Genomic DNA, 25,479 nt, shown 5'->3' on the forward strand with positions numbered 1-25,479 from the left:
GACCCATGATCGGACGCCTGACCGGCACGCTTATCGAGAAATCCCCGCCGCAGATCGTGGTCGACGCCGGCGGCGTCGGCTACGAAGTGGACGTACCGATGAGCACCTTCTACGGCCTGCCCGCGACCGGTTCGCGCGTGACGCTGTTCACGCATCTGGTGGTGCGCGAGGACGGTCATTTCCTGTTCGGCTTCGCCAGCGCCGACGAGCGCGCCGCCTTCCGCCAGTTGATCAAGGTCTCGGGCGTGGGCGCGCGCATGGCGCTGGCCGTGCTCTCGGGGATGTCGGTCACCGAACTGGCGCAGGCGGTGACACTGCAGGAAGCCGGGCGCCTGGTGAAGATCCCCGGCATCGGCAAGAAGACCGCCGAGCGCCTGCTGCTCGAACTGCGCGACAAGCTCGGCCGCGCCGTGCCCAGTCTGTCGGCGACCGGCGCCGAAGCCGCACCAGCGGACGAGCGCAGCGACATCCTCAACGCGCTGGTGGCGCTCGGCTACAGCGAGCGCGAAGCGCTGGCCGCGATGAAGGACCTGGCCGGGGAGGTGTCGGTATCCGACGGCATCCGGCATGCACTCAAGCGGCTTGCCAAGGCGTAAAAGAGCAGTCTGCGTAGGGCGCAATAAGCGAAGCGCATTGCGCCGAATACCCGACCAATACGGCGCAATGCCTTGCAGTTATTGCGCCCTACCTCTGGCAAAGGGGTGAGCACCCCGGGCGGCAGTGTCGCACTCGCCTGCGGCTCGACGCGACCTACACAAGCGAACCGGCTAAACTTCCGCCATGATCGAAACCGACGAACTGGGCGCGGGCCCGCGCATCGTATCGGCCGAGCCGGCGGACCGCCGCGAGGACGCCATCGAGCGCGCGCTGCGCCCCAAGCGTCTGGCCGAGTATGTCGGCCAGGCGAAGATCCGCGAGCAGCTCGAGATCTTCATCGCCGCCGCGCGTGGACGCGGCGAGGCGCTCGACCACGTCCTGCTGTTCGGCCCGCCGGGGCTGGGCAAGACCACGCTGGCGCACATCGTCGCCGCCGAAATGGGCGTGAACCTGCGCCAGACCTCGGGGCCGGTGCTCGAGCGCGCAGGGGACCTGGCCGCGCTGCTGACCAACCTCGAACCGCATGACGTGCTGTTCATCGACGAGATCCACCGCCTCTCGCCGGTGGTCGAGGAAATCCTCTACCCGGCGCTGGAGGACTACCAGATCGACATCATGATCGGCGAGGGTCCGGCGGCGCGCTCGGTCAAGCTCGACCTGCCGCCGTTCACGCTGGTGGGCGCGACCACGCGCGCGGGCATGCTCACCAATCCGCTGCGCGACCGCTTCGGCATCGTCTCGCGGCTGGAGTTCTACACACCCGACGAACTGGGTTTCATCGTGACCCGTTCTGCGAACCTGCTGGAAGTGGCCATCGACGAGGCCGGCGCGATCGAGATCGCACGACGCTCACGCGGCACGCCGCGCATCGCCAACCGCCTGCTGCGCCGCGTGCGCGACTACGCCGAGGTCAAGGCCGGCGGGCACATCACGGCCGCAGTGGCCGATGCGGCGCTGTCGATGCTCGAGGTCGATGCGCTCGGCCTGGACATGATGGACCGCAAGCTGCTCGGCGCGATGCTGGAGAAGTTCGGCGGCGGTCCGGTGGGCCTGGACAACCTCGCCGCGGCCATCGGCGAGGCGGGCGACACCATCGAGGATGTGCTCGAACCCTATCTGATCCAGCAGGGTTACCTGCAGCGCACGCCGCGCGGGCGCGTGGCCACGGCCGCGATCTGGCGTCACTTCGGGCTCGCCCGCCCGGGGCAGGACGACGAACTCTTCCCCTGATGCGCCTGTTCCTCGCCTTCGCGATCCTGCTGTGCATCACCGGCGGTGCATGGCTGGTGCAGGGCGATGATTTCTACTGGCCGGCGCGCGGAGATCCTTCACTGGCGCTGCACCTGTCGGGCACCGATGCCCGAATGCTCGGCGCCGCGCTGTTCGTGATGGCCGGACTCGGCGCGATGGCAGTCCTGCAGGCGCGTCGTGGCCGCCCGGCCAGCCGGATCTGGCAGATCGCCTATTTCGCGCTTGCGATGCTCGCCACGGCCCTGATCGGCGTGGCGATATGGAACGGCGAGGTCGTGCCCAACCCGGAGGCATCGGCGCCGGCCACGCGCTGAACGCTCAGAAGAACACGGTGTGCACCATCTTCGCCGACAGCAGCAGGAAGAACACCGCGAAGACCTTCTTGAGCCGCTTGACCGGCATGCGGTGGGCGAGCTTGGCGCCCAGTGGCGCGGTCAGCACGCCCGCCACGGCGACGGTCGCCAGCGCCGGCAGGTAGATGAATCCGATGCTGTACTCGGGCATGCCGGGCACGTCGAGCCCGTTGACCAGATAGCCGATCGCGCCGGCCACCGCGACCGGCCAGCCGATCGCCGCGGACGTGCCGATGGCGTGCTGCAGACGCACGTTGCACCACACCATGTAGGGCACGGACAACGCCGCGCCGCCGATCGCCACCAGCGACGAGATACCGCCAATGCCCAGTCCCACTGCGCCGACGCCCAGCGGCCCCGGCAAGTCGCGCGTGGGCTTGGGCTTGACGTCGATCATCATCTGCGCCGACATGAAGGCCATGAAGATGGCGAAGAACAACGCCAGCGCCTTCGACGCCACGGCCGCGGCGAAGAAGGTCGTCGCGAAGGCGCCGATCATCACGCCCGGCGTGATCATGCGCACGATGTCCCAACGCACCGAACCCAGGCGGTGATGCGCGCGCAGACTGGAAATCGACGTGATCACCATCACCGCCATCGCCGTGCCCAGCGCCAGATGCACGACATTGGCCAGCGGCACGCTCTGCGCGACGAAGATCGAGGTCAGGATCGGCACCATCATGCCGCCGCCGCCGATCCCCAGCAGACCCGCCAGAAAACCCGCCACCGCGCCGAGCGCGAGATAGGCCATCCACCACACGTCGAAACTCATGCGTCCACTCCTGTCGGTTCGCGCGCAAAAGTCGTTTTTCGACGCGCGCCCTCATGTTACAGTTCGTAACACCAGAGCGCCATCCGGAGATCGCCGATGGACAAGATCGTCATCCTGTTCCTGTTCGGTACCTTGATGTTCGCGTCGCCGTGGGTGCACTGGTGGGCCTCGGGCATGCTGCCGTGGTACACGCCCTATCTGCTGTGGGCGCTGCTGATCGTGCTGATCGCCCTGGTGCAGCGACGCGATGTCTGAGATCGGCACCCTCTACGCGGTCGGCGTCACCTATCTGGCGGCGCTGTTCTTCGTCGCCTACGCCACCGACAACCGCTGGCTGCCGGATTCGCTGGTGCGCCACCCCCTGGTCTATGCGCTGGCGCTGGGCGTGTACGCGACCTCGTGGACCTACTACGGCAGCGTCGGCTTCGCGCAGATCCAGGGCTACAACTTCCTCACCATCTACATTGGCGTGACGCTGGCCTTCGTGCTCGCGCCGGTGATGCTCGCACCGCTGCTGCGCCTGGTGCGCGAACACCAGCTCACGTCGATCGCCGACCTCTTCGCCTTCCGCTACCCGAGTCCGTGGACCGGCACCGTCGTGACGCTGTTCATGCTCGTCGGCGTGCTGCCCTACATCGCGCTGCAGATCAAGGCGGTGTCCGAATCGGTGGCCGTGATCACGCAGGAAGCGCCGCCGCACCTGCTGGCTCTGGGCTTTTGCGCGACGCTCACGCTGTTCGCGATCCTGTTCGGCGCGCGTCACATCACGCCGCGCGAAAAGCACGAGGGTCTGGTGGTGGCGATCGCCTTCGAATCGGCCGTCAAGCTGCTCGCCCTGCTCGGTGTCGGGGCGCTGGCGCTGTTCGGCGTGTTCGGTGGTCCCGACGGTCTGGGGCACTGGCTCAGCGAGCACCCGTCGGCAATCCATGCGCTGTACGCGCCGGTGCGCGAGGGGCCGTGGTTCACCTGCATCCTGCTGGCCTTCGCGGCCGGCTTCCTGCTGCCGCGCCAGTTCCACATGCTGTTCGTCGAGAACATGGACCCGCGTGCGCTCAAGACCGCGGCCTGGGCCTTCCCGGCCTTCCTGCTGCTGCTCAACCTGCCGATTCCGCTCGTCCTGTGGGCCGGTCATGCCGCCGACCTGGACATGTCGGCCGATTACTACGTGCTCGGCCTGGTCGCCGAACACGGTTCGCGCTGGCTGATGCTGGCGACCTTCGTCGGTGGCGTGTCGGCGGCCAGCGCGATGATGATCGTCACCACGCTGGCCCTGGCCGGCATGTGTCTGAACCACCTCATCCTGCCGGCACACTTCCAGCAGCAGACGCTGCCGCGCGAGAACCTGTACGGCTGGCTGCTGTGGGGCCGGCGCACGCTGATCGTGGTGATCATCGCCATGGGCTACGGCTTCTACCGTCTGCTCGAGGTGCATCACGGACTGGTGCAGATCGGCCTGATTTCCTTCGTCGCGGTCACGCAGTTCCTGCCCGGGCTGGCCGGCCTGCTGCTGTGGCCGCGCGCCACGCGCACGGGCTTTCTGGCCGGGCTGATCGGCGGCATCGGCGTGTGGGCAACCTCGCTGATCCTGCCGCTGCTCTTCCAGTCCGGCCTGCCGGTGAGCGACTTCAACCTGCAGCACTGGCTGGGCGCGTCGAGCCAGGACCGCTGGACCTTCGCCACCTTCTGGTCGCTGTCGATCAACGGCGCGCTGTTCGTCGCCGGCTCGCTGCTCACGCGCCCGACCGAGCGCGAACAGGCGGCGGCTGCGGCAATGCGTCCGCGCGACGCGGCCGAGACGCCACCCACCGTGCCCGAAGCGCGCAGCGTCGGCGAATTCGAGGAACGACTGGCGCAGGCGCTCGGGCCGCAGACGGCGAACATGGAACTTGCGCGCGCGCTCTCCGATCTGGGACTGGCGCACAACGCTTCGCGCCCGGCCGAACTGGGGCGGCTGCGCGAGCGGCTGGAGCGCAACCTGTCAGGCCTGATCGGTCCGGCCCTGTCGCGCATGATCGTGGACAACCGCCTGCAGGTCGCACCGCCGGCGCGCCGTGCGCTGGCCGACAGTCTGCGCTTCGTCGAGGCGCGGCTTGCGCACTCGAACGTGCGCCTGCAGGGCCTCGCAGCCGAACTCGACACGCTGCGCCGCTATCACCGCGAGGTGCTCGAGGAACTGCCTCTGGGCGTGTGTTCGCTCACCCCCGAGGGCGAAATCCTGATCTGGAACTCGGCCATGGCGCGCATCTCGGGCATTGCCGGCAACCGGGCGATCGGACGCACGCTGGCGGACCTCGATCCGCCCTGGCAGGGGGTGCTCTCCGCCTTCACCGAGGGCGACGAGAACCATCTGTACAAGCTGCAGTTCGGCGTGCGCGGCCACGACCGCTGGATCAACCTGCACAAGGCGGCGATCGAGTCGCTCGGCGGCGAGGGCACCGGCCCGGCCGGCATCGAAGGCACAGTGGTGCTGGTCGAGGACCTGACCGAACTGCATGTACTCGAAAGCGAAGTCACGCACAACGACCGGCTGGCATCGATCGGTCGACTCGCCGCCGGCGTGGCGCACGAGATCGGCAACCCGCTCACCGGCATCGCCTCGCTCGCGCAGAACCTGCGCTTCGAGACCGATGCGGCCGAACAGGACGCCTGCGTGCGCCAGATCCTGGTGCAGACGCGGCGCATCAGCGACATCGTGCAGTCGCTGATCACCTTCGCCCACGCCGGCAACGACCCCTCGGCCACACGCGAGGCCGTGCGCCTGCGCGAGTGCGTGGACGAGGCCATCCACCTGGTGCAACTCGGTCGCGAGGGCCGCGGCATCGTCTGCGAGAACCACGTACCGCCCGACATCGAGGTGCATGCCAACGCCCAGCGCATGCTCCAGGTGTTCGTGAACCTGCTGTCGAACGCGATCCACGCATCAGGCGAAGGCGATCGCATCCGCGTCGAGGCACGACGCGATGGCGACACGGTGGAAATCAGCGTCGACGACGAGGGCCGCGGCATTCCGTCGGAGCTGATCGAGCGCATCTTCGAACCTTTCTTCACCACCAAACCGGCCGGTCAGGGCACGGGGCTGGGGCTGTCGGTCGTCTACAGCATCGTCGACGAACATGGCGGCACGGTCTCGGCCGCGAACCGACCCGAACGTGGCACGCGCTTCACGCTGCGCCTGCCCGCGGAGGCCACGCCTGCATGAGACACATCCTGATCGTCGACGATGAAGCCGTGATCCGCGGCGCGCTGCGCCGCCTGCTCGAACGCGAAGGCTACCGCTGCGCCGAGGCCGCCGATCTGGGCGAGGCGCGCGAGCGCTGCCGCGACACACGCTTCGACCTGATCGTGTGCGACCTGCGCCTGCCCGACGGCGAGGGCATCGACCTGCTCGCCGAGGCGGGCGAGACGCCGGTGCTGATCATGACCAGCTATGCCAGCGTGCGCTCGGCCGTCGAGGCCATGCGCCTGGGGGCGGCCGACTACATCGCCAAGCCCTTCGATCACGACGAGATGCTGATGATGGTCGCGCGCGTGCTGCGCCAGCGCGGACTGGAGCGCGAGAACGACCATCTGCGCAAGGACCTGGCACAGATCTACCCCATCGAGGGCATGATCGGCCGCTCGCCGGCGATGGCCAAGGTGTGCGCGACGCTGGCCAAGGTCGCACCCACCGACACCACGGTGCTGATCCGCGGCGAGTCGGGCACCGGCAAGGAACTGGTAGCGCGCGCGCTGCACGCCAAGAGCCCGCGCGCGGGCGTGCCGCTGGTCTCGGTCAATTGCGCGAGCATCCCCGAGACGCTGCTCGAATCCGAGCTCTTCGGCCACGAGAAGGGCGCCTTCACGGGTGCGACCTCGAGCCACCGCGGGCTGATCGAGGCGGCCGACGGCGGCACGCTGTTCCTCGACGAAATCGGCGAGCTGACCACCGCCGCACAGTCGCGTCTGCTGCGCGTACTGCAGGACGGCGAGATCCGCCGCGTCGGTGCCACCGCCAGCCGCACGGTGGATGTGCGACTGGTCGCCGCGACCCACCGCGATCTGGAACAGATGGTGCGCGAGGGCAGCTTCCGCGAGGACCTGTACTACCGCCTCGAAGTCATGCAGATCCACCTGCCGCCGCTGCGCGAGCGCGGCGACGACATCCCGCTACTGGCCGAATTCCATCTGGAACAGGCCTGCAAGCGTATCAAGAAGCCGCGCCCGGCCTTCACGCCGGAAGCGCTGGCGGCGCTGCAGCGCCATCGCTGGCCGGGCAACGTGCGCGAGCTGCGCAACGCCATCGAGCGCGCGGTGATCCTTGCCGACGATGCCATCACGCCGGAGCTGCTCGCACTGCACGCGGCGGCCGGCCGGCGCGACGCCACCGGCGAGCTGAGTCTCGACGACTACTTCCAGCGTTTCGTCATCGAGCACCAGGGCACGCTCACCGAGACCGAGCTCGCGCGACGCCTGGGCATCAGCCGCAAGGCGCTGTGGGAGCGGCGCGCGCGCATGGGCATCCCGCGCCCGCGGGCCGACTCGCGCTGAGCGCGACAGGCGTTACGCCGCGTAACACCTGTTACCCCAGGTAACGCACCGCGCGTGCCCCGGCGCGCGCAATCCCCGTGATCCCGGGCCCCCTCCACTGGCACACGGCTTGCTGTATGCATGTCAGCGCCCGCAGGAAAAGAGAGCGCGTCACCATCAAAGGAGGAAGTCCCGTGACACAAATGACAGCAGACGATCGTGTTGCGCACTGGCATCGCACGCGAACCCTGATGATCACGCATCTGTGTGTCTGGTTCGTGTTCGCCTACGGCGTGCACTGGTTCGCCCCGGCACTGAACAACATCAGCTTCGTGGGCTGGCCGCTGGGCTATTACTTCGCGGCCCAGGGTTCGCTCATCGTGTTCGTCGTCCAGCTCTTCTTGTTTACGAAGCAGCAGGATGCGATCGACCGAGAATTCGGCGTCGCCGAAGACGACTGAGGGAGAGACGACATGGCATTGTTCTCATTCGAAGGGAAGTCGTTCGTCGACAATCTCCCGAAGATCTACGGCATTTACACAGGGGGCTTTCTCGCGTTCTTCGCGCTGATGGCCTGGTTCGAAACCCTGGGCATGAGCGCCGACATGATCGGCGTGCTGTTCCTGATGTTCACCATCGTGATCTACGCCTTCATCGGCGTGCTGTCACGAACCATGGCGGCCGACGCCTACTACGTGGCCGGGCGTTCGGTACCCCCGGTGTTCAACGGCATGGCCACCGCCGCCGACTGGATGTCGGGTGCATCCTTCGTCGCGCTGGCCGGCGGCGTATTCATGGGCGGTCACGGCTACATGGCGTTCATCGTCGGCTGGACGGGTGGTTATGTGCTGGTCGCGACGCTGATGGCGCCCTACCTGCGCAAGTTCGGCTGCTACACCGTGCCGGACTTCATCGGCACGCGCTACGGCGGCAAGCTCGCGCGCTTCTGCGCGATCGTCGTGCTGGTGGTGGCGTCCTTCACCTACGTGACGGCACAGATCAACGCCACCGGCACCATCGCGGCGCGCGCGCTGGGCATCCCGTTCGAGTTCGGCGTGTGGTTCGGTCTGGCCGGCATCCTGGTGTGCTCGATGCTCGGCGGCATGCGTGCGGTGACCTGGACCCAGGTGGCGCAGTACATCGTGCTCATCATTGCCTACCTGCTGCCGGTGTTCTGGATGTCCATCGTGCAGGGCTTCGGCCCGGTGCCGCAGTTCGCCTACGGCGACGCGGTGGCACGCATCATGGAGCTCGAGCCGATGCTGGGCGTGGGCACCAAGGCCACCGAATCGGTCGCCGGTCTGGGCGTACTCACCACGCTGCACGCGACGCCTGCCGAAGGTGCGCTGGCCGCATGGAAGTTCGTCACGCTGACCGCGTGCATGATGATCGGCACGGCCTCGCTGCCGCACATCCTGATGCGCTACTTCACGACGCCTTCGGTGCGTGCGGCGCGCAACTCGGTGGCCTGGTCGCTGTTCTTCATCTTCCTGCTCTACTTCACCGCCCCGGCCCTGGCGACGTTCAGCAAGCTGCAGTTGCTGGATCCGAACCTGCCGACGGCAATCATCGGGCAGAGCATCGACAAGGTGATGGCGCTCGACTGGGTGAATAAGTGGAGTGCGATCGACATGCTGGCCATTCGCGACAGCAACGGCGACGGCATGCTGCAGATCAACGAGTTCTTCCTGCGCGCCGACATCATCGTGCTGGCCACGCCGGAATTCGCCGGTCTGCCGTATGTGATCTCCGGCCTGGTCGCTGCGGGCGGCATGGCGGCAGCGATGTCCACCGCCGACGGCCTGCTGCTGGCGATCGCCAACGCCCTGTCGCATGACCTGTACTACAAGATCATCGACCCCAAGGCGGAGACCAAGAAGCGTCTGCTCACGGCACGCATCCTGCTTCTGGTGATCGGTGCATTGGGCGCGTTCGTCGCATCGCTGAAACTGACCGGGATTCTCGGGGCGGTGGCCTGGGCCTTCTGCTTCGCGATGTCCGGCCTGTTCTTCCCGCTGGTGCTGGGTGTGTGGTGGAAGCGTGCCAACCGTCCCGGCGCGATCGCCGGCATGGTGATCGGCCTGGCCTCCGGTTGGGGCTACCTGATCGCGGTGCGCTCGGGCATGGATCCGTGGCTGGGTCTTGACCACCTGCGCTTCGGCATCGTCGGCGCGGTCGCCAGCCTGGTCTCGATGGTCGTGGTAAGCTTGCTCACGCCGGAGCCGGACGAGGAAATCCAGCGCATGGTGGATGAGGTTCGCATCCCGCGCGGCGACACCATCGTCAGTCATCACTGATGCACTGAAGGTGTCATGACGAAGCCGGGGCGAGGCAACTCGCCCCGGCTTTTTTCGGCCCCGCAACCGGGGCCGTTTCATCCGGATTGTGTGCGGAGTTTTGCCAATGATCGAAGGAATCCCCGGCTGGGCAATCGCGCTCGACTACGTACTCGGCATGATCATGTGGACGCTGATCGGTCGCTTCGGCATGCGGCTGTTCCTGCCCGAGGAAAGCAAGTTCTTCTTCAACCGCTTCTTCATCCAGGTCACCGACCCGCTGCTGCGCCTGTTCGCACCGATCACGCCGGGCTTTCTGATCGCGCCGATGGTGCCGCTCTACGTCGCGTGGTTCTTCTTCATGGCGCGCTTCTACCTGATGCCCTGGCTGCTCGGCTACTCGGTGATGGGCATGCTGTCCTTCCCGCTGGAGAGCGAGATCGCGCTCGGCGTCACGTATCTGCTGAAGATGATCCTGCCCTGAGCACGGCGTCCGCATCGAGGCTGCGGCGCAGGTCGCGCCGCACTTCCTGCCAGCGAAAACGCACGGAATTGCGCACGATGTCGGCATCGAGCTGCTTGAGGTGGTCGACGATGGGCGCCCACTCGACGAGCGCACCGGGACTCTCGGTGAAGGCCGCCTCCTCGTCGACGAAGGCCGACCAGTCGCAGCCGGCGATGCGCTCGCGTACCCGCGCGGCGTTGTCCGCGAAGGCCTCGCCGGCCTCCTCGGGCACACCGGTACGCTCGAGCACCTCCGCGAGCGCGGCACGCACGATGTCGCGCACCTGATCGGCGCTCGCGCCGCGCTGTCGCGCGAGTTGCACGCCGGCGTAGGCCGTGATGTCCGACAGACAGGCCAGCCAGATCTGCCATTTGGCGATGTTGATGCTGACCACGAAGGGGTCGTCGTCGAACAGCTCCGGGTAGCGCATCCCTGCGCGTGTGCGCAGGTAGCCATACAACGAGGTCTGCGCGACGAAACTCGCACGCGTGTCGAGAAAGTGCGCCAGTCCGGCGACGTCGCGCACCGGATCCTCGCGCTTGCGCCCCAGTCCGACGTAGTTGCGCAGCTGGACCAGCTGACGCACCATGCCCACGATCCAGCCTTCCTCGAACTTCACCGGCCGGCGCTCGCCGACGTCCGCAAATCCCGTTTCCCTGTCGATGCTCACCGGATGACCTCGTGCTGTCGAACGTGACCCATTATAGGGTCTGCACACGCACCAACGAAGCGCGCCGCGCATGCCCGCGAGCCGGGTCGCAGCGCCTTGCGCGCCTGCCCCGTTACCCTTCGTAGCAGGCGCTACCTCCGGTAACAGCGGCGCGCTCCCTCACCGGCCCGCATGGGCGGCAACGCGGCGCGCGCGAACGGGCACAAGGCTTGCAAGCACTCCGTCGAGGTCCTTAGCAAGAGCCCTGACATGCCCGGTACCAGAGTCCGCGAACCGTCGCCCGCGGTCACGATGCTGCAGCCCCTGATCGAATTCCTGTGCACCCACTCGCCATACTCGTCGGTCCCGCCGACACAGATCGCGTTTCTTGCCAAGCGCCTGCAGAGTCGTTACTACGCGCGAGGTCAGCCGGTCGCGGCCGACGGCGGTCTGTGCATCGTGCGACGCGGTCGCATCGCCCTGTCCGCCAGCGACGCCACCACGCTCGAGGCCGGCGCGACGCTGCTCGGTCCGTGCCAAGGCATCGCGGCAACGGATACCTTGTGCCTGGAGCTCGATGCCGATGGATTCGATGCGCTCGGGCGACAGGCGCCCGACCTGGCCCGGGCGCTGGCTGACGCCGGGCTGCCACGGTCGCGTCCGCAGCAGCCGGACTAGCGCGGGTGCGACCGGGGATCGCCCTGCGGAGCGGGGCCGGCGCGCAGCGACACGAAAAAGCCCGACCGGAAGGTCGGGCTTTTTCGTCCGGAGCGCCTGCAGCGTCATCCGGAAACTAACTGGCCCCCCGCTTGTGCCGTGTCGGCCGGGCATCCTGAACCTGGGGTTCAGGGTGGTCGCTTCTACGTCCGCATCAGGTGCGCCCGGCTAGGGGCGCTCGCACAGCGGATTCGTCGTCAGCAACCATGCTCTCAAGCATTGGTTCAAGGAATCTACGACTTCCACGAACACCGCAGGGGATTGAGCTTGGCACGCCGCGCCTGGCGGCTTCAGAAGAGCTTTTCCTGGCGCGCCAGAGCGTCTTCCAAACGTGCATTGACGTCACCGATTCTACGCCTGAGTTCGGGCATGTCAAACCCGCCGGCGCGCTGAAATTCGATGAATTCGTGCGCCACGTTGAGCGCGGTCATGACCGCCAGCTTTTCCCCCGTGGCGCCGGTCTTGCCGGCCAGTTCGCGCAGGCGGGCGTCGAGCAGTGAAGCGGCCTCGAGCAGGCTGTCGCGCTCGTCCGCGGGGCAGGCGACGCGATATTCCTTGCCGCCCAGACTGATCTCGATCGCGTCGTCGGCCATGTCAGTTCCCTTCCGCGCTGGGCAGCTTGTCGAGCAGGGACTCGAGGCGCGCGATGGCGGCACCGAGCTTGTCGCTCAGCCGATGGTTTTCCGCCTCGAGGGCGGCGATGCGCGAACGCGCCGCGCGCAACTCGGCCCGGCCGGCGTCGTGCAGGGTCACGACCTGTTCGACCAGTTCCTCGAGGCGCGCGATTTCGCTGTTCATGCGGGCCATGTTAGTGTCCGCCCGGAAACCGGTCAAGAACGCCGGTTGCCGCGCCCCGCGGCGACCCGCAAGAGCCCCCGGCCCCCCCTTCGCACCATGCTCGTCCATCCACGCTTCGACCCTGTCGCCATCAGTCTCGGACCGGTGTCCATCCACTGGTACGGCCTCATGTATCTGGCCGCGTTCGCGCTCTTCATGGGGCTCGGGCGGGTGCACGCGCGGCGCCGGCCGGATCTGGGCTGGGAAGGGCGGCACATCGATGACCTGCTGTTCTACGGCATGCTCGGCGTGATCGTCGGCGGGCGCCTGGGCGAGGTGCTGTTCTTCCAGCCGGCGTACTACTTCGCCAATCCGCTCGAGATCGTCAAGATCTGGAAGGGCGGCATGAGTTTCCACGGCGGCTTTCTCGGCGTGCTCGCGGCGATGTGGCTGTACGGGCGCACGCATGCGCGCCACTTCTGGGAGATCACCGACTTCATCGCACCGCTGGTGCCGATCGGGCTGGCCCTGGGGCGCATCGGCAACTTCATCAACGGCGAGCTGTGGGGCCGCCCCGCACCGGCCGAGTTGCCGTGGGCCATGATCTTCCCGTGGGTTGACGAACTGCCGCGCCACCCCAGCCAGCTCTACCAGGCCGCCGGCGAAGGCCTGCTGCTGTTCGTGATCCTGTGGCTGTTTGCGGCGCGCCCACGCGCGACGGGCGCGGTTTCGGCCGCCTTCCTGGCCGGCTACGGCCTACTGCGTTTCGTCGCGGAGTTCTTCCGCACGCCCGATCCGGGCATCTTCGGCACCCTCTCGCTGGGCCTGTCCACCGCGCAGTGGCTGTGCGTGCCGATGATCGTCATCGGCGCGGTGATGCTGGCCCGCACCCGCGCGCGCTGAACATCCCCGGCGTCATCGGGACTGCGCCCGCGGGAGGCGGCTTCCTGCGCGGGCGGTATTCGCAGATCGCGGAGCACCTACCTGGCAGAACCGAATCGTGCGTGGCGCGGCACTTGACCCGTTTTCATCTTTGCTATTTAATACGAATTATTGTCATTTGCGTTTGATCACTCCGCGATGAATCAAGCCCACGCCCCTGCCCAGGCACCTGCGCCCGATGACGCCTGCCACGAGCACACGACGGGCGACGGGCGCTCCGCGCTGCCCAGCGCCCGCTTGCTGCAAGGTCGCAACTGCATCGCGATCGACCATCACGGCACGCGCTACGTGTTGCGCGCCACGCGCAGCGGCAAGCTGATTCTGACCAAATGAGCACAGCCGCCACGCGCGGCGAACCGGTTTCCAAGCGAGGCTCCCGGATGTACATTTGCATTTGCAACGCAGTCACCGAAAAGCAGATCGAACAGGCCGTCGAGCGCGGCGCCTGCCGCATGCGCGACCTGCGCAACCAACTCGGGGTGACGGCCGACTGCACCTGCTGCGCGGAGTCCGCGCGACGCTGCCTCGCTTCCGCGCTCGACAAGCGCGCCGAACGTTCATGGAGCCCCGTCCCGGCACGCGCCGGCAGCGTCGCCCCTGCTCTCATCCTGGAGGCACTATGAAAGGCGACAAGAAAGTCATCCAGCATCTCAACCGTCAGCTGACCATCGAGCTGACGGCGATCAACCAGTACTTCCTGCATGCGCGCATGTACAAGAACTGGGGCCTGGGCAAGCTCGGACAGCACGAGTACGAGGAATCGATCGAGGAGATGAAGCACGCCGACATGCTCATCGAACGCATCCTGTTTCTCGAGGGGCTGCCCAACCTGCAGAATCTCGACAAGCTCCTGATCGGCGAGAACGTGCCCGAGTGTCTCGCCGGCGACCTCAAGGTGGAAACCGGCGGTCGCACGCACCTGATCGAGGCTGTCGCCTACTGCGAGTCCTGTAAGGACTACGTGTCGCGCGAACTGTTCGAGAAGATCCTCGAGGACACCGAGGAACACATCGATTATCTCGAGACGCAGATCGAACTGATCGAACAGGTCGGACTGCAGAACTATCTGCAATCCCAGATGAGCACGGAAAGCTGATTGCGGGCAATACGGTGGCGCCTGAAAAGCGCCACCGTATCCCGGTCGCCGGTTCCCGCTCACGACACGCTATGCAAAGAGACCCGAACCGGGAACTGGACCAATGGCATCCTATCGCCACCATGCTGACCGGCCATGCGGTGGTGCGCGCCCCGTGGCCTATTCCGTACCGCGCACCCTGGTGGTCATCACCGTCGTCGCGATCGCGCTCGAATTGCTGATCCGATGAACCGTCGCACCGCATCCCGCATCGACGGCTCGCAGCGCGAACGTCGCCTTCTGCTCGCCCTGGTCATCGCCCTGCACGCAGCCGGCGTGGTCGCCATCGCGCGTTTTCAGCCGGAGCCGATCGAGCGCGTCGAGATCCCCTTCTCGGTCTCGCTGGTCACGGCCGACAGCGACATCGAACAGGCTGCCGCACCGCCCGAGCCCGTCGCCGCCCAGCAGGCGAAGCCGGAGCCCGAGCCAGTGCCGCTTCCCGATCCGGCCCCCGCGCCCGAGCCAAGTCCCGAGCCGCCCCCGCCGCAGCCGGAGACGCTTGCGCCCCCACCAGAGCCGCAGCCCGAGGCCGTCGCCGCGGCGCCACCGCCCGCGCCCGCTGCGATGAGCGCACCCGCGCCCGAACCGATGCAACCCGCGCCGGCCAACGCGCCGCGACCCGAACGCGCCCAGCCGCTGCCCGCGCCGACCGCCGAACCCCTGCCTGCGGCGCCGACCGGCAGCGAGCCGATGCAACTGGCCGAGGCCATGCCCGCAACAGCGCCGCGCGCGCTCGCGCAGGAACGGCCGCGTCCCGCCGAACCCGCTGCGACCCTGCCGTCGGCTGTCGCGCCGACGCCCGAATCCATGCCCGACGCGCGACGTCAGGCCGACACGCCGCCGCCGACGCACCCGTCCGCGCCACCGCGCCCCGAGCCGCCACCACAGCGCACGGCAAAGGCCCGCGAGGCGATGCCCGATCTGCCTCCGCCGCCACCCAAGGCATCGCCCCGGCCCGAGCCGCGCAAGCCCACCGAACCGTCGCGCGCGCAGCCGGCCTTGCCGCCGGTGGCCGAAGCGCCACCGGCCCCCGAACCGGCCGCGCGACCGCCGTCGCAGCAGGGCGTCACCGATGCGCGCTACGACGCGGCCTATCTGGACAACCCGCCCCCCGCCTATCCGGCGCTGTCGCGCAGGATGCGCGAGGAGGGGCGCGTGCTGTTGCGCGTCTTCGTCTCGGCCCAGGGGCAGGCGAAGAACATCGAAGTCGAGGAGAGTTCCGGCTCGAACCGGCTGGATTCGGCCGCGCGCAACGCGGTACAACGCTGGCGCTTCGTGCCCGCCCGCGAGGGCGAGCGCGAGATCGATGCCTGGGTACTCGTACCCGTCGTATTCAAACTGGAGGGATAAACCGCAATGGCCGTCGAAGAAAGCTTTGGACTCGCCCACCTCTGGGCACAGTCCGACCTCGTCATCAAGCTCGTCGCTTTCACGCTGGTGGTGATGTCGGTGGCGAGCTGGTATCTGATCTCGCTGCGCGTGCTGCGCCAGTTGCGCGCGCGTCGTCAGGACGACGCGGTGGAATCGTTCTGGCGCGCCGCCAGCCTGGACGAAGGCCTGACGCGCCTGTCGCGCACCGCGCCGGCCTCGCCGTTCGAGGCGCTCGCGCGTCAGGGCGTGGCCGCCTCCGAGCACCTGCGTCGCCACACCGCGGCGGACACGCTGGGCGGCACGCTCGACGCGGACGAATTCATCACGCGTGCGCTGCGCAAATCGATCGCGCTGTCCACGGCAAAGCTCGAATCCGGCCTGACGGTGCTCGCCTCGATCGGCTCGACTGCACCCTTCGTCGGCCTGTTCGGCACGGTATGGGGCATCTACGGCGCGCTCATCGGCATCAGCGCCTCCGGCACGGCCACCCTCGACGCGGTCGCCGGGCCGGTCGGCGAGGCGTTGATCATGACGGCCTTCGGCCTGTTCGTGGCGATCCCGGCGGTGCTCGCCTACAACGCCTTCAACCGCGCCAACCGGCTCGAACTGTCCGAGCTGGACGCCTTCGCGCATGACCTGCACGCCTGGTTCTGCACCGGTTCGCGGCTGGCCAGCGGCGCGCCCAGCGTGCGCGACGTACGCAACATTCCCGGCGACCAGAACGCCGAAGCGTCGATCACGGGAGCGGCGTGATGGCCTTCGGCGGATTCGACCAACAGGGCGGCACGCCGCAGATGAGCGAGATCAACATGGTGCCGCTGATCGACGTGATGCTGGTGCTGCTCATCGTCTTCATGATCACCGCGCCGCTGCTCACTCACCGCGTGCAGATCGACCTGCCAGCGGCGTCCAGCCAGGCCACCCAGGAGAAGCCAGAGACGGTCGCGCTGGCCGTCGACGGCGACGGCGCGCTGTACTGGAACGACGAGCCCATCGCGCGCGCGGCGCTGGCCGCACGGCTGGCCGCAGCGGCAGCCGAGGACCCGCAGCCCGAGCTGCACCTGCGTGCCGACCGCGACACGCGCTACCAGTTGCTTGCCGAGATCCTGTCGGAAGCGCGCGAGGCCGGCATCGCGAAAATGGGGTTCATCACGGTGCCGCAGCGTTGAACGACGGCGGACGGCCGCGAACGCCCGCCCACCGCGCCACAATGCTTCAATACGATACATTCGGCCGGGCCATGCGAACGTATTCTGGCAACGCCACTCAGACCTGTTCGCAACCCTGACCCCAAGCCGAACCGTACCCCGATGAGCCCATCCCGCCTGCGCACGATCCTCGTCCTCGGCGTCGTCGCCGCCCTCGCGGCCGGCGCCTGGTTCGCGCGCGATACGCTGCTCGGCAGCCGCGACGCCAATGCCGCGCTGATCCTCGCCAGCGTGGAGCGGCGCGACCTGGAGGACGTGGTCACCGCCACGGGCACGCTGCAACCGCGTGACTTCGTCGATGTCGGCGCGCAGGTCTCGGGCCTGCTCGAACGCATCCACGTCGAAGTCGGCGACCGCGTCGAGATCGACCAGCTACTCGGCGAGATCGACCCGCGCGTACTCTCCAGCCGCGTCGAGGCGACCCGCGCGCAGCTGCGCAGCCAGCGCGCGCAGTTGCTCGAACGCGAGGCCAATCTCGATCTGGCCCGCCTTCAGGTGCGCCGCCAGCGCAACCTGATGGCCGAGGAAGCGACCTCGCGCGAGGCGCTGCAGAACGCCGAGGCCTCGCTGCGCGTCGCGCAGGCCCAGATCGCCGCACTCGAGGCGCAGATCGAGCAGACCGACGCGAGCCTGCGCGCCGACGAGGCCAACCTCGAGTACACGCGCATCGTCGCGCCGATGGCCGGCACGGTGGTGTCGATCACCGCGCGCCAGGGCCAGACCCTCAACGCCAACCAGTCCGCGCCGACCATCCTGCGCATCGCCGACCTGTCCACCATGACCGTCGAGACCCAGGTCTCCGAGGCCGACATCGGGCGCCTTTCGGTGGGCATGGACGTATGGTTCACCACGCTGGGCGGCGGCGGACAGCGCTGGGAAGGCAAGCTGCGGCGCATCGACCCTACGCCGACGGTCACCAACAATGTGGTGCTCTACAACGCACAGTTCGAGGTACCCAACCCCGACGGCCGGTTGATGACGCAGATGACCGCGCAGGTGTTCTTCGTCGTCGCGCGCGCCGAGGACGCGCTGGTCGTGCCGCGCGCCGCACTCCAGGCAGGCAATATGCGCGGTGCGCGCGACGGAACCCCGGCGGGCAAGGCGACGGTGCGCGTGGTCGATGACACCGGCCGCACGGCCGAGCGCACCATCGAGACGGGCATTGCCAACCGCATCGAGGTCCAGGTGCTGTCCGGGCTGGCCGAAGGCGAGCGCGTGGTCGCCGGCAACGCCGCTGCGGGCCGGGGCGCGGCGGCACGATGAAGGCCGAACCGCAGGTCGCCGAGCGCGCGACGGGCGCGTCACAAGCACCGCTGATCGCGCTCGCGGGCGTCACGCGCAGCTACCACAACGGCGAAATCGAGACCGTCGCGCTGGCCGGTGTCGACCTCGAAATCCATGCCGGCGAATTCGTCGCCATCATCGGCACCTCGGGCTCGGGCAAGTCGACGCTGATGAACATCCTGGGCTGCCTCGACCGCCCCAGCGCCGGCCGCTACCGCTTCATGGGCCAGGACGTGTCGAATCTGGGTCCGGACGAGCTGGCGCGCGTGCGCCGCGAGGACTTCGGCTTCGTCTTCCAGAGCTACAACCTGATTCCCGGCGCAACCGCAGCCGAGAACGTCGAGGTGCCCGCGATCTATGCCGGGGTGCCGCCGGCCGAGCGCCATGCGCGCGCCGCCGAACTGCTGGCGGAACTGGGTCTGTCGGACCGTACCGGCCATCGCCCCAACCAGCTCTCGGGCGGCCAGCAGCAGCGCGTATCGATCGCGCGCGCGCTGATGAACGGCGGGCGCATCATCCTCGCCGACGAACCCACCGGCGCGCTCGACACCAAGAGCGGCGACGACGTCATGCGCCTGATGCGCGAACTGTCCGATCGCGGTCACACCCTCATCCTCATCACCCACGACCGCGAAGTCGCCGACCACGCCGACCGCATCATCGAACTGCGCGACGGACGCATCGTCTCCGATCCGGGTCCGTGCGATCCGACACCCGCCGCCGAGCGTTTCGAGCCGCACGTCGACCGCAGCTCGCCGGCGGGGGAATTGCTCGAAGCCCTGCGCACCGGCCTGCGCTCGCTGCGCGCCAACGTCTTCCGCACGGTGCTCACGCTGCTGGGCATCGTCATCGGCGTGGCCTCGGTGATCGCCATGCTGGCCATCGGCGACGGCGCACGACAGGACGTCATCGACCGCATCAGCGCGATGGGCTCCAACCTGCTCACGGTGCGCCCCGGCACGCCGAACATGCGCGGGCGCGACGTCACCGCCACGCTCGCCATCGAGGACGTGCGCGCCATCCGCGAGTTACCCGGCGTGCTGGCCGCGCTGCCCGACATGAGCGGCAGCGCCACGGTGCGTCACGGCAACGCCGACCATCGCACCTCGGCCAACGGCACTTCGGCCGACTTCGTCATCGCGCGCACCTGGCCGGTGGCGCGCGGGACCTTCTTCAGCGCCGAGGACGAAGCGCGCTACGCCACCGTTGCGGTGCTCGGTCGCACGGTCGCCGATGCGCTCTTCGGTGCGGCTGATCCGGTAGGCGAATACGTCGTCATCAACAACGTGCTGTTCCAGATCGTCGGCGTGATGTCGCCGATGGGCTCGACCAGCTGGGGACGCGACCAGGACGACGTGATCTTCGTGCCATGGACCACCGGCAGCTTGCGCCTGTTCGGCCAGCGCCATCTGAACAGCATCACCGTGGCGGTGGCCGAAGGCCACGACATCGACGCCACCCAGGCCGCGGTTCATGCATCGGTACTCGCGCGCCACGGAGGCGTGGAGGACTTCAACATCCGCAACATGGCTTCCATCATCGAGCGCGTGTCCGAGACCCAGCAGACCATGACCATCCTGCTCGGCTCCATTGCGGCGATCTCGCTGCTGGTGGGCGGCATCGGCGTGATGAACATCATGCTGGTGTCGGTCACCGAGCGTACGCGCGAAATCGGCGTGCGCATGGCCACCGGCGCGCGCCAGCGCAACATCCTGCAGCAGTTCCTGATCGAGGCGCTGACCGTCTCGGCACTGGGCGGCGTCATCGGCGTGGGCGCAGGACTCGGCACGGCCGCCCTCATCGCCTGGCTGGGCACGCCCATCCAGTATTCGCTCGCGCCGGTGCTGCTGGCCTTCGGCTGTGCCTTCGCCACCGGCCTGGTGTTCGGCTTCCTGCCCGCGCGCAAGGCTGCACGACTCGACCCGGTCACCGCTCTGGCTTCCGAATGATGGCCACGATGAACCCCCGTCTGCTGCTGTGTGCGCTCACTGCGCTGGCCCTCGCCGGCTGTACGATCACCGAACCGTCCTCGCGCCCCGCGCCCGACCTGCCCGAGACCTGGATCGAGCGCAGCGAAGCGGCCGCCGCGACGCTCGACGCCGAGTGGTGGCAAGGCTTCGACGCGCCGGCGCTGGATGCGCTGATCGCCGATGCACGCGCGGCCAACCCGGGGCTGGCGATCGCGGGCGAACGCGTCGTGCAGGCTGCGCTCGCACTCGAGAGCAGCGGCGCGGCACTGCTGCCCGGTGTGGATCTGTCCGCCGGCACCAGCCGCCAGCGCAGCGACCCGCCAAACGCCTCGGCGACGACCTTTGACGGCACTTCGCTGGGACTCGCGATCCGCTGGGAAATGGACCTTTGGGGCCGGCTCGCCGCGGGCGTGGACGCGGCCGAAGCGGGCCTGGCGGCGAGCCGCTTCGATTTCGTCGGCGCGCGCCTGTCGCTGGGCGCGGGCGTGGCCACGGCCTGGTTCCAGACGCTCGCGCTGCAGCGTCGGCTGGCGATCGCCCGCGACAATCTCGCCACTGCCGAGCGGCTCTTCGATCTGGTCGAGGTGCGTTATCGCAACGGTGCGGCCTCCGCACTCGACCTCAGCCGCCAGCGCACCACGGTGCTCGCACAGCGCGCCGCGATCACGCCCCTGGAGGTGCAGTTGCGCCAGGCCCGGTCGGCGCTGGCGCTGCTGGTCGGCGAAACGCCGCAGCGCTTCGACGCGCCGGGCGGCGCGCTGGCCGCGCTGAGCGTGCCCGCGGTCGCACCCGGCCTGCCCTCCGAACTGCTGACCCGCCGACCCGACATCGCCGCGGCCGAGGCGCGGCTGGCCGCGGCCGAGGCCGACGTGGCCGCCGCACGCGCGGCGCTGCTGCCCTCGGTGCAACTGACCGGATCGGGCGGGCTGGCTTCGGCCGCGCTGCTGTCGCTGGCCGACCCGACGCGCAGCGTGTCGCTCGCCGCCGGCCTCGCGCAGACGCTGTTCGACGGCGGACGCCTGCGCGCCCAGGTGGGGCTGGCGCGCTCGCGCCAGCGCGAACTCGTCGAAACCTATCGAGAGGCGGTCCTGACTTCACTCAAGGAAGTCGAGGATGCGCTCGGCAATGCCGAGCGCGCACGTGAGCAGGAAGCCGTGCAACGCGCGATCCGCGACGAGGCCGAGCGCACCCTGCGCCTGTCGGAACTGCGCTATCGCGAGGGCGCGGACGAACTGACTACCGTGCTCGACGCGCAGCGCACGCTGTTCCAGGCCGAAGACCAGCTCGCCCAGCAACGCCTGGCGCGGCTGGCCGCGGCAGTGGACCTGTACAAGGCGCTGGGCGGCGGCTGGCAGCGTGCCGGGCCCGACTGAAGCCATCGCGCCCGCCGCAGCACGGCTGCACGCTTGCGAAAACGACATTCGGAACGTGAGATATTTCACGAAAGCATGGATCGGATGCGGTTGATAACTGTTATCATTCGCACGAAAACCTAGCCAGCCACTCCGGACGCGGCCCTCCTCCCGCTCTCCCGGTCAGCCAGCCACGCCCTGACAATTGACTGATCCGGAGATCCGCCATGACCCGAACCCTGCGGCGTCTGCCGCCCGCGTTCGCCTTGCGCCCGCTGTGCTGCGCACTCGCCCTCGCCGCGCCTGCCGTATTCGCGCAGAACACTGAACGACGACTCGACGATGTGGTGGTCACCGCCACCGGCTTCGAGCAGAAGATCACCGACGCGCCGGCCAGCATCTCGGTCATTTCCAAGGAAGAGCTGGCTCGCAAGCCCTATACCTCGCTGGTCGATGCGGTGCGCGAACTCGAAGGCGTGGACGTGGGCGAGACCTCCGACAAGACCGGCCAGAAGACCATCAGCATGCGCGGCATGGGCTCGGACTACACGCTGGTGCTGATCGACGGCAAGCGCCAGAACAACCACGGCGACATCTACCCGAACAACTTCGGCGGCAACCAGTTCAACCACATCCCGCCGATGGACGCGATCGAACGCATCGAGGTGATCCGCGGCCCGGCATCCACGCTCTACGGCGCGGACGCGCTGGGGGGCGTGATCAACATCATCACCAAGAAGGACGCCACGGAATGGACCGGCTCGATGACCTACGGCCGTACCTTCCAGTCCGATGACGACTTCGGCGACGAGACCACCGCCGACTTCAGCGTGCGCGGCCCTCTCATTCCCGGCACGCTGTCGATGGCCCTGCGCGGCAGCGTCTATGACCGCGATGCATCCAACCCCGGCTACAAGGCGACACGCACACCCGACGGCGACCTGCGCGAGCGCAATCTGGGCTTCGGCGGCGGTGGGCGCACCGTCGACAACACCAACAAGGCGCTCGGCTTCAGTCTCTATCTGACGCCCACCGACAACCAGCGCATCAGCTTCGACTACGACACGTCGCAGCAGGAATACGACAACGCGCCGGAAACCGACGCGGACGGCAACCCGTCCTTCCCGCTGGGCACGGTCGACAGCGCCGAACGCCTGTGGAGCGCCAGTCGCGCCGGCTACGGCGCCGACCAGCAATTCACGCGCGAATCCTGGTCGCTCAGCCACGAAGGTCGCTGGGATTTCGGCACGAGCTTCGTCGCCCTGTCCTACGTCGAGTCCGACAACAAGGGACGCACCCTGCCGCTGACGGTGGCCGAGCGACAGCAACTCGACCAGTTGCGCAGCGACTGGGGTGACGTCGACTTTAGCGATCTGAGCGATGCGCAGCGCAACCAGATCGAGGACATCTTCCTGCCGCGCCCCAAGCGCACCCTGCAGAGCAATCAGTACACGCTCGACGGCCGCCTCGACCTGCCGCTCACCGGGCTGGGTGGCGACCATCTGTTCGTCGTCGGCGGCCAGATCATCGACGGCGAACTCGAAGACAGCGTGTTCGGCATGGAGGACGGCTCGCCGGGCGAGACCCAGAAGCACCAGATGTGGTCGGTGTTCGTCGAGGACAACTGGATGCCGACCGACGCCTTCACGCTCACCGCCGGCGTGCGCTACGACGACCACGACACCTTCGGCAGCCAGGTCTCGCCGCGACTGTACGGCGTCTACAAGGTCGATGCGCTGTGGACGCTCAAGGGCGGCGTGAGCACCGGCTACAAGACGCCCAAGACCACCGACCTGTACGACGGCATCACCGGCTTCGGCGGTCAGGGCACGATTCCGTTCGCCGGCAACCCGGATCTGAAGCCGGAAACCAGCATCAACAGCGAGTTCGCCGTCTACTGGAATCACCCGGCGCGCCACAGCTTCAACGCCACGATCTTCCACAACGACTTCAAGGACAAGATCATGCGCGGCGAGGCCACCGAGAGCTGCGAGCTCACCGGCGGCGTGCGCCCCTGCGTCAATCTGGGCGACTACCTCGATCTGGGCTACGACAGCTTCTCCCAGGTGATCAACGTGGACAAGGCGGTGATCCGCGGCCTGGAGCTGGCCGGGCGCTGGCAGATCGCCGAGCGCTGGGCGCTGCGCGGCAACTACACCTTCACCGACAGCGAACAGAAATCCGGTGCCGACAAGGGCATGCCGCTGACCAACACGGCAAAGCACATGCTCAACGCCACGCTCGACTGGCAGGCGCGCGCCGACCTCCTCGTGTTTCTCACCATGGAGGCCCGCTCCGAACGCTACCGCGGCCAGATCAACGGCCGCGCCGCCCACTACGAGGATTACGAGGTGTTCCACCTCGGCGCGGTGTATCGGGTCAACGACAACTTCACGATCACCGGCCGCGTGAACAACCTGCTCGACAAGGACTTCACGTCCTACCGCTGGGCCCGCTGCGACGGCGGTCGTGGCTGCGACGACGGCTGGCAGGCGCTGGACGACTACAACAACAAGGACAAGGCGCGCAGCTTCTGGATTTCCGCCAATTACCGCTTCTGAACCGGGCCGATGCCGCGCGGCGCGCGGGTTCGCCGATACCGCGAATGACGATGACCGAAACCACCGCCGAAGGCTCCGCCCCGGCCCCGGCACGCAGGCAATCCGCGCGTGCGCGCTGGATGAAGCAGCTCTACCGCTGGCACTGGATCAGTTCCGCCCTGTGTCTGGTCGGCATGCTGCTGTTCGCGCTCACCGGCATCACGCTCAACCACGCCGGCAGCATCGTCGGCAAGGCCGAGACGGTGCGCGTGACGCAGGCGTTGCCGGACGAACTCGCCGCTGCGCTGACGCGCGAGGCAGCCTCGGCCAGCGATGGTCAGCCGCTGCCGCGAGCACTTCGCCGCACGATCGGCGAGGCGCTAGGCCGCGACATTCCGGCCACAGCGGCCGAATGGTCGGTCGACGAGATCTACCTGCCACTGCCGCGTCCGGGCGGCGACGCCTGGCTGGCCATCGATCTGGCGAGTGCAACGCTCGAGTACGAACGCACTGACCGCGGGCTGGTGGCCTGGCTCAACGACCTGCACAAGGGACGCAACACCGGCATCGCCTGGAGCTGGTTCATCGACCTGTTTTCGGTGGCCTGCCTGGTGTTCTCGCTGACCGGGCTGGCGATCCTGTGGCTGCACGCGCGCAACCGGCCGATGGTGTGGCCGGTGGTCGCAGTGGGCGCACTGCTGCCGGCCCTGTTGATCCTGCTGTTCATCCACTGAAGGGATTCACCCCGACATGAAACGCATTGCTCCGACCCTGCTGTGCGCACTGCTGCCCGGTCTTGCCGCCGCGGCCGAACTGCGCGTCGAAGTCGAACTGCCGCGGATCGAGGTTTCCGACTATCGCCGTCCGTATGTCGCGGCGTGGCTGGAGCGCCCGGACAACAGCGTCGCGGCCAGGCTCGCCCTGTGGTACGACCTGCGCATGCGCGACGACGAGGGCAAGACCTGGCTCAAGGACCTGCGCCAGTGGTGGCGCCGCATCGGGCGCGACATCACGGTGCCGGTCGACGGCATGACCTCGGCCACGCGCAACCCGGGCACACACGCGCTCACCTTCACGTCCGGCAGCGCGCCGCTGGGCATGCTCGCCGCCGGCGAGTACCGCCTGGTGGTCGAGGCCGCACGCGAACACGGCGGCCGCGAGGTCGTCAGCGTGCCACTGCAGTGGCCACCCACCCAGGCGTCGCGACTCGACGCCGATGGCGAACGTGAACTCGGCCGCATCGCGGTCGAGCTGATCCCCTGAACCTTTCCGAA

At 68.1% G+C, this 25,479-nt stretch carries 28 protein-coding genes and 1 other RNA gene; 24 read left to right on the forward strand and 5 right to left on the reverse strand.

Features of this window, described 5'->3' with window-relative positions:
* Positions 1-5 precede the first annotated feature (5 nt).
* From ruvA to C0099_RS13065, 3 genes are all read left to right on the forward strand, one after another.
* Positions 6-596, forward strand: a complete 591-nt coding sequence (gene ruvA, locus C0099_RS13055) for a Holliday junction branch migration protein RuvA (RefSeq protein ID WP_102247822.1) — start codon at positions 6-8, stop codon at positions 594-596.
* Positions 597-780: 184 nt separating this feature from the next.
* Positions 781-1,827 carry a Holliday junction branch migration DNA helicase RuvB gene (gene ruvB, locus C0099_RS13060; protein WP_102247823.1) on the forward strand — a complete coding sequence of 349 codons (1,047 nt, stop codon included), beginning with the start codon at positions 781-783 and terminating at the stop codon, positions 1,825-1,827.
* Positions 1,827-2,162: a hypothetical protein gene (locus C0099_RS13065; RefSeq protein ID WP_102247824.1), complete on the forward strand. Its 336-nt coding sequence runs from the start codon at positions 1,827-1,829 to the stop codon at positions 2,160-2,162. The genes ruvB and C0099_RS13065 overlap by 1 nt, the downstream gene beginning before the upstream one ends.
* A gap of 4 nt (positions 2,163-2,166) precedes the next feature.
* Here the strand turns inward: C0099_RS13065 and C0099_RS13070 are convergent, their stop codons facing one another.
* Complete coding sequence (locus C0099_RS13070; protein ID WP_102247825.1) at positions 2,167-2,973, reverse strand: sulfite exporter TauE/SafE family protein; 807 nt, start codon at positions 2,971-2,973, stop codon at positions 2,167-2,169.
* 96 nt (positions 2,974-3,069) lie between these two features.
* Here C0099_RS13070 and C0099_RS16030 point away from each other — a divergent pair, with 96 nt between their 5' ends.
* From C0099_RS16030 to C0099_RS13095, 6 genes are all read left to right on the forward strand, one after another.
* Positions 3,070-3,228 (forward strand): hypothetical protein, encoded by a 159-nt coding sequence (locus C0099_RS16030; protein ID WP_164084932.1) that lies wholly within the window; start codon positions 3,070-3,072, stop codon positions 3,226-3,228.
* A complete protein-coding gene (locus C0099_RS13075; protein ID WP_102247826.1) occupies positions 3,221-6,172 on the forward strand; it encodes a sensor histidine kinase in 2,952 nt (983 codons plus the stop codon). The genes C0099_RS16030 and C0099_RS13075 overlap by 8 nt, the downstream gene beginning before the upstream one ends.
* Complete coding sequence (locus tag C0099_RS13080; protein ID WP_102247827.1) at positions 6,169-7,500, forward strand: sigma-54-dependent transcriptional regulator; 1,332 nt, start codon at positions 6,169-6,171, stop codon at positions 7,498-7,500. Before C0099_RS13075 ends, C0099_RS13080 begins: the two co-directional genes overlap by 4 nt.
* Before the next feature lie 182 nt (positions 7,501-7,682).
* Positions 7,683-7,940 carry a DUF4212 domain-containing protein gene (locus C0099_RS13085; RefSeq protein WP_102247828.1) on the forward strand — a complete coding sequence of 86 codons (258 nt, stop codon included), beginning with the start codon at positions 7,683-7,685 and terminating at the stop codon, positions 7,938-7,940.
* A 12-nt stretch (positions 7,941-7,952) separates the two neighbouring features.
* Positions 7,953-9,776, forward strand: coding sequence for a sodium:solute symporter family protein (locus tag C0099_RS13090; RefSeq protein ID WP_102247829.1), 1,824 nt, complete (start codon positions 7,953-7,955; stop codon positions 9,774-9,776).
* A 106-nt stretch (positions 9,777-9,882) separates the two neighbouring features.
* A complete protein-coding gene (locus C0099_RS13095) occupies positions 9,883-10,239 on the forward strand; it encodes a hypothetical protein (protein WP_102247830.1) in 357 nt (118 codons plus the stop codon).
* On the opposite strand, the gene C0099_RS13100 is transcribed toward C0099_RS13095, so the two are convergent.
* On the reverse strand, positions 10,208-10,930 hold the full coding sequence (locus C0099_RS13100; RefSeq protein WP_199797614.1) for a hypothetical protein: 723 nt from the start codon (positions 10,928-10,930) through the stop codon (positions 10,208-10,210). The genes C0099_RS13095 and C0099_RS13100 overlap by 32 nt on opposite strands.
* A gap of 249 nt (positions 10,931-11,179) precedes the next feature.
* Here C0099_RS13100 and C0099_RS13105 point away from each other — a divergent pair, with 249 nt between their 5' ends.
* Positions 11,180-11,587 (forward strand): cyclic nucleotide-binding domain-containing protein, encoded by a 408-nt coding sequence (locus C0099_RS13105; protein WP_123785270.1) that lies wholly within the window; start codon positions 11,180-11,182, stop codon positions 11,585-11,587.
* 120 nt (positions 11,588-11,707) lie between these two features.
* Here the strand turns inward: C0099_RS13105 and ssrS are convergent.
* The 3 genes from ssrS to C0099_RS13120 all read right to left on the reverse strand — a co-directional run bounded on the left by ssrS (position 11,708) and on the right by C0099_RS13120 (position 12,433).
* Positions 11,708-11,889, reverse strand: a non-coding RNA gene (ssrS, locus tag C0099_RS13110) — 6S RNA.
* A gap of 27 nt (positions 11,890-11,916) precedes the next feature.
* Positions 11,917-12,219, reverse strand: coding sequence for a cell division protein ZapA (locus C0099_RS13115; RefSeq protein ID WP_102247832.1), 303 nt, complete (start codon positions 12,217-12,219; stop codon positions 11,917-11,919).
* A 1-nt stretch (position 12,220) separates the two neighbouring features.
* Positions 12,221-12,433, reverse strand: coding sequence for a hypothetical protein (locus tag C0099_RS13120; protein ID WP_102247833.1), 213 nt, complete (start codon positions 12,431-12,433; stop codon positions 12,221-12,223).
* Between the two features lie 87 nt (positions 12,434-12,520).
* Here C0099_RS13120 and lgt point away from each other — a divergent pair, with 87 nt between their 5' ends.
* From lgt to C0099_RS13185, 14 genes are all read left to right on the forward strand, one after another.
* The gene (lgt, locus tag C0099_RS13125; RefSeq protein WP_102247834.1) at positions 12,521-13,306 is read left to right on the forward strand and encodes a prolipoprotein diacylglyceryl transferase; all 786 of its coding nucleotides are present in this window, start codon (positions 12,521-12,523) and stop codon (positions 13,304-13,306) included.
* Between the two features lie 177 nt (positions 13,307-13,483).
* The gene (hemP, locus tag C0099_RS13130; protein ID WP_102247835.1) at positions 13,484-13,678 is read left to right on the forward strand and encodes a hemin uptake protein HemP; all 195 of its coding nucleotides are present in this window, start codon (positions 13,484-13,486) and stop codon (positions 13,676-13,678) included.
* Positions 13,675-13,968, forward strand: a complete 294-nt coding sequence (locus C0099_RS13135) for a (2Fe-2S)-binding protein (protein ID WP_228151593.1) — start codon at positions 13,675-13,677, stop codon at positions 13,966-13,968. Before hemP ends, C0099_RS13135 begins: the two co-directional genes overlap by 4 nt.
* Positions 13,965-14,441 carry a bacterioferritin gene (gene bfr / locus C0099_RS13140; protein WP_102247837.1) on the forward strand — a complete coding sequence of 159 codons (477 nt, stop codon included), beginning with the start codon at positions 13,965-13,967 and terminating at the stop codon, positions 14,439-14,441. Before C0099_RS13135 ends, bfr begins: the two co-directional genes overlap by 4 nt.
* 103 nt (positions 14,442-14,544) lie before the next feature.
* Positions 14,545-14,670 (forward strand): hypothetical protein, encoded by a 126-nt coding sequence (locus tag C0099_RS16290; RefSeq protein WP_265734823.1) that lies wholly within the window; start codon positions 14,545-14,547, stop codon positions 14,668-14,670.
* A complete protein-coding gene (locus tag C0099_RS16240; protein WP_228151594.1) occupies positions 14,667-15,830 on the forward strand; it encodes an energy transducer TonB in 1,164 nt (387 codons plus the stop codon). The genes C0099_RS16290 and C0099_RS16240 overlap by 4 nt, the downstream gene beginning before the upstream one ends.
* A gap of 6 nt (positions 15,831-15,836) precedes the next feature.
* Positions 15,837-16,604, forward strand: coding sequence for a MotA/TolQ/ExbB proton channel family protein (locus C0099_RS13150; protein ID WP_102247838.1), 768 nt, complete (start codon positions 15,837-15,839; stop codon positions 16,602-16,604).
* Positions 16,604-17,020: an ExbD/TolR family protein gene (locus C0099_RS13155; protein WP_102247839.1), complete on the forward strand. Its 417-nt coding sequence runs from the start codon at positions 16,604-16,606 to the stop codon at positions 17,018-17,020. The genes C0099_RS13150 and C0099_RS13155 overlap by 1 nt, the downstream gene beginning before the upstream one ends.
* 141 nt (positions 17,021-17,161) lie before the next feature.
* Positions 17,162-18,322 carry an efflux RND transporter periplasmic adaptor subunit gene (locus C0099_RS13160; protein ID WP_102247840.1) on the forward strand — a complete coding sequence of 387 codons (1,161 nt, stop codon included), beginning with the start codon at positions 17,162-17,164 and terminating at the stop codon, positions 18,320-18,322.
* The gene (locus C0099_RS13165) at positions 18,319-20,292 is read left to right on the forward strand and encodes a MacB family efflux pump subunit (RefSeq protein WP_102247841.1); all 1,974 of its coding nucleotides are present in this window, start codon (positions 18,319-18,321) and stop codon (positions 20,290-20,292) included. The genes C0099_RS13160 and C0099_RS13165 overlap by 4 nt, the downstream gene beginning before the upstream one ends.
* An 8-nt stretch (positions 20,293-20,300) precedes the next feature.
* Complete coding sequence (locus C0099_RS13170; RefSeq protein ID WP_102248513.1) at positions 20,301-21,686, forward strand: efflux transporter outer membrane subunit; 1,386 nt, start codon at positions 20,301-20,303, stop codon at positions 21,684-21,686.
* 206 nt (positions 21,687-21,892) lie between these two features.
* Positions 21,893-24,226: a TonB-dependent receptor domain-containing protein gene (locus tag C0099_RS13175; RefSeq protein WP_102247842.1), complete on the forward strand. Its 2,334-nt coding sequence runs from the start codon at positions 21,893-21,895 to the stop codon at positions 24,224-24,226.
* Between the two features lie 44 nt (positions 24,227-24,270).
* Positions 24,271-24,939 (forward strand): PepSY-associated TM helix domain-containing protein, encoded by a 669-nt coding sequence (locus C0099_RS13180; RefSeq protein ID WP_228151595.1) that lies wholly within the window; start codon positions 24,271-24,273, stop codon positions 24,937-24,939.
* Positions 24,940-24,955: 16 nt separating this feature from the next.
* Positions 24,956-25,468, forward strand: coding sequence for a DUF2271 domain-containing protein (locus tag C0099_RS13185; RefSeq protein ID WP_102247843.1), 513 nt, complete (start codon positions 24,956-24,958; stop codon positions 25,466-25,468).
* Positions 25,469-25,479: the final 11 nt, after the last annotated feature.

Origin of the sequence: Pseudazoarcus pumilus (assembly GCF_002872475.1) — a bacterium.
In the GTDB taxonomy this organism is placed as follows: domain Bacteria; phylum Pseudomonadota; class Gammaproteobacteria; order Burkholderiales; family Rhodocyclaceae; genus Pseudazoarcus; species Pseudazoarcus pumilus.